General features: G+C 32.4%; 6 protein-coding genes and 1 pseudogene. 3 read left to right on the top strand and 4 right to left on the bottom strand.

All coding sequences use genetic code 11. The annotated features are described in order from the left end of the window. The first annotated feature begins 193 nt into the window (after positions 1-193). From JCM14822_RS19735 to JCM14822_RS18055, 3 genes are all read left to right on the top strand, one after another. On the top strand, positions 194-379 hold the full coding sequence (locus tag JCM14822_RS19735; protein ID WP_456297756.1) for a zinc ribbon domain-containing protein YjdM: 186 nt from the start codon (positions 194-196) through the stop codon (positions 377-379). Positions 380-559: 180 nt separating this feature from the next. Beyond that, positions 560-1444, top strand: coding sequence for a hypothetical protein (locus JCM14822_RS18060; RefSeq protein WP_054743999.1), 885 nt, complete (start codon positions 560-562; stop codon positions 1442-1444). Then, a complete protein-coding gene (locus JCM14822_RS18055; RefSeq protein ID WP_054743996.1) occupies positions 1441-2397 on the top strand; it encodes a peptidase U32 family protein in 957 nt (318 codons plus the stop codon). Before JCM14822_RS18060 ends, JCM14822_RS18055 begins: the two co-directional genes overlap by 4 nt. Before the next feature lie 27 nt (positions 2398-2424). Here the strand turns inward: JCM14822_RS18055 and JCM14822_RS25310 are convergent, their stop codons facing one another. The 4 genes and pseudogenes from JCM14822_RS25310 to JCM14822_RS21075 form a co-directional block, all read right to left on the bottom strand. After that, positions 2425-2592: a hypothetical protein gene (locus JCM14822_RS25310; protein ID WP_408606226.1), complete on the bottom strand. Its 168-nt coding sequence runs from the start codon at positions 2590-2592 to the stop codon at positions 2425-2427. Between the two features lie 3 nt (positions 2593-2595). Continuing rightward, positions 2596-2646: pseudogene (locus JCM14822_RS25305) on the bottom strand (hypothetical protein); the annotation flags it as partial. A 25-nt stretch (positions 2647-2671) separates the two neighbouring features. Beyond that, on the bottom strand, positions 2672-3307 hold the full coding sequence (locus JCM14822_RS18050; RefSeq protein ID WP_054743994.1) for an IS66 family transposase: 636 nt from the start codon (positions 3305-3307) through the stop codon (positions 2672-2674). A gap of 9 nt (positions 3308-3316) precedes the next feature. After that, positions 3317-3711: DUF6444 domain-containing protein (locus JCM14822_RS21075; protein ID WP_242861563.1), on the bottom strand; the 395-nt coding region annotated here is incomplete at its 5' end.

Genomic DNA, 3711 nt, shown 5'->3' with positions numbered 1-3711 from the left:
TTGTATATATATATACCTAATAGCTTTAAGTATTTGCAATCTATAAAAAGGGTATAACACCATAAGGTTAATAAGTTTAATAAAGTTAATGTATAAGTTCTCCTTGTTTGTCCAGAAATGTGCATATGAATGGATACCATGAACAGAACAAGCATATGAAGATGTAAAAGTTTTTAAAGATGCTAACGGAAATATTTTACAAGATGGTGATACTGCAACAGTTATTAAAGACCTTAAAGTAAAAGGTAGTTCATTAGTAGTAAAAATCGGAACAAAAGTTAAAAACATTCGTTTAGTAGATGGTGACCACGATATAGATTGTAAAATCGATGGAATCGGTGCTATGAAATTAAAATCAGAGTTCGTTAAAAAACTCTAATTAAAATAATGATAGGTCAGATAACGCAAGGTAATCTGGCCTTTTTTGATGCTTTAATTTAAGGAGTAAGGGCTTAAAGTTAGAAAGCTGTACTGATGTATAGATAGTATTATGTTAGGAAAATATAAGAGAGATAGAGTGATGATTTATCAATTAAAGAAGAGTCAGGAGCAGTAAAAGATGAGGGAAATAAATTGTTTGAATCTGACAGATATCATACAGTATTTATATAACAATAAATTAGAACCTATAGAAGACTTTGATACTCTTATAAAGAGAAGCAATGCATTAGCTGGTTTTGAAAAATGTGAACGTATTTATATAGGTTCTTATTTTTGCGCACAGTATTTTTTGAATGTACCTCATAAGATTATTGAAGAAATCAAATTATATTGTCATACACAGAAAATAAAGGTGACATTGGTTATTCCTATTTTTTCAGAAAGAAACTTAGAAAAGGCTAAACAAAAAATACAAGAGTGCATTCATGAATTAAAGGAAGTATTAGATGAGATAACGATTAATGATTATGGCATGCTGAACTATGTTACGAGCCATTGTAATTTGAAGTACAACTTAGGCAGGCTTTTTATGAAAGACTATCGAGATTTAAGATATCCTGAATATTTTAATACTATATTACATCCTAAGACTTTCAATAGTTACTTTTATAAAATCATAGAGAAATATCATATTAATACCATTGAATTTGACCCAACCCATAAAGCAGTAAATTTGGCAGCTTTTATTCCTAATAAAGCAACAGCAAGTTTAAAGACCTGTCCCCAAATGGAAGTAGCCATGCATAGACCATACTGTTATGTGACGGTGGGGCAGATTTGTGAATTTGGTTCTATTCATAAGGAAATTGAAAAGAAGTTTAGGCCAAATGAAGTGTGCCAAGGTGAATGTAATGATAATATTTTCTTCTATGAATTTAATGATGGACATAAATGGCTGAGAGTAGGACGGGCTGTGTACTTTGATAATAGGGAATGTGAAGTACAGGGAGTAAGTCAAGTGCGTAATATTTATTTTCCAGTAGATTTGGTGGTGAGAAAATGAGACCGTTAGTACCTTTAAATAATGTGGTTCATGTAGATGATTATATTTGCTCTGGAGCTGGAGAATTTTATATGGGCTTTCATGATGCAGCGTGGAGTAAAGTTTTTGGAGATTTTGCCGATATTAATCGTATGTCTGGATATAAAAATGTTTCCAATCCACATACCTTGGAAGAAGTTTTGCAGATTATTAAAGAAATTAAAGCAAAAGGCAAATTAATCTACATTACTTTTAATTCCAGTATGTATAGTGAAGAGCAGTATAAGTATATTAGAAGATATATGGAACAACTAAAAAAGGCGGGAGCAGATGGCGTTATTGTAGCTTGTATTGAGCTTGTAGAATTAGCTAAAGAAGTAGGGATACCTTCTGTTATTAGTACTATTGCGGGAATTTATAATCAAGACCTTGCCAGATTTTATGTAGAACAGGGGGCCAAACGCATTATATTGCCGAGAGATCTTAGTGTAAATGAAATAGAGCAAATTGTAAAAGCTGTGCCTAATGTAGAGTATGAAGTATTTCTGATGCGAAATGGCTGTGCTTTTTCTGATGCAAATTGCTTAGGGATGCATCGCTCAGAAATGTGCTCAGTATGTGGGACTATATTAAATGCAAATCCAGAAATGTTAATGTTAAAGAAAGACTTTAATACACAAAATGCAGTAGAGTTAAATGGTATGTTATATACGCAATTTTTTCATAAATATGCATGTGGATTATGTTCTATTTATAGATTTGTAAAATTAGGTATAACAGCAGGCAAAATAGTAGGTAGATCAGATGAATGGCAAAATATTTGTCGTGATATTGAATATATGAGGGATAATATTGAAATAGCTAAACAATGTAATTCTGAAGAAGAGTATCTAGAAAGAATGATTTATCCAGAAGACCGTAGTACTATGTGTAAACTTGGTTTGTCTTGTTACTATCCTGAAATTAGATATTAAGAAAATCGTAACTGTTCAGCCGCTATTTTAAGCAAAAATAAAATCACATTGATCTGAAAGTGCTTTTCTTAATGCTTTCATCGGACTGATACCTTGTTTTTTAGCTGTTTCTAGATATGACATGATTGTCATTAAGTTTTTTGCCCCATCAAGTGTTCTAAAACAACCAGCTACTTTAGTCTTTACTTTTACCATTCGTACATCTTGTTCAGCTTGATTATTATCGAATGGTACATTGAAGTTTTTAATAAATAGGCATATTGAACCCTCGTTGTCAAAGAGTCTTTCTATAAGGGCTCGGATTGAGTTTTCTAGCTTCCTCTATTATACTCTGATATTCTTTGTGGAATTTATGGGTATAGTAATAGGTCAGCTCCTCTTTACTCATAAATACTGCTTTATCTTTTTGTTTTTTCATATTTAGTAGCAGTTCTATCATCTTTGATGCCCACGTTTGTTCAGGATGATTTTCTTTGATCCCTGTAAGCTCTCTTAAAAGGTGAGCACAACATACGGCGTGAGTTGCAGCATCATACTTCCAATAAGATGACCAACAATCGTGAATAGCTATACCTATATAGTTTGGAAGGATACCGCTAGATTCCAATCCTTCATAGCTGCGTTTGCCTTCTACTGTTAGATAAGTGTATTTTGAGTTTGAAGCATTATGTACCCAGCATGTTTTATTATCTACACGTGTTCCTGCCTCATCGAAATGAATGATCGGAGAAGCGATTATCTTTTCTTTGATCATATCAATAACAGGAATAATCTTTTGAGCACATTCAGTCACCATTTTATGAATAGTTCCAGTACTAATAGGTATGCAAAAAAGATCACTTAAGAACTCATGAGTACGATTAATGCTTACCATACCAATTGTATTTAGTGCTATAACTAAAGCTTGCAAGTTTTGTCCCTATTGCATTGTAGAAGTAATATGCTCTGGAAAAGTTCCCTTTAAGATTTTATTATCACATTTAAAACATTTGACTAATATAACTTGATACAATATCACTTTTGTTTTTACAACAACATCAACTTCATATCGTTTTTCTGCAACAGTACAAGACTTAGAACACTTACTAAAAGATGAACAATTCTTGCATGCATCAGGTATATGAGGAATGATATCATTAGGTTCTTGAGTAATAGAAAAACTGGAGCCTTTATGACCTTTTTGGGCACCTTGCTTTTTATCAGAAGATTTTCGAAGGCTTTTAGGCTGTGGTTTACTAAGGCCATCACTAGATGGTGGTTTAGAACTATTTTTACTATTCTTGTTGAGCTTTTCTTTAAGCTCAGCAATTTCAA

Source organism: Cellulosilyticum ruminicola JCM 14822 (genome assembly GCF_001311925.1).
Taxonomy (GTDB): Bacteria; Bacillota; Clostridia; order Lachnospirales; family Cellulosilyticaceae; genus Cellulosilyticum; species Cellulosilyticum ruminicola.
Note: the sequence above shows the minus strand (reverse complement) of the source record. Positions and strands in the feature narration are given on the sequence as shown.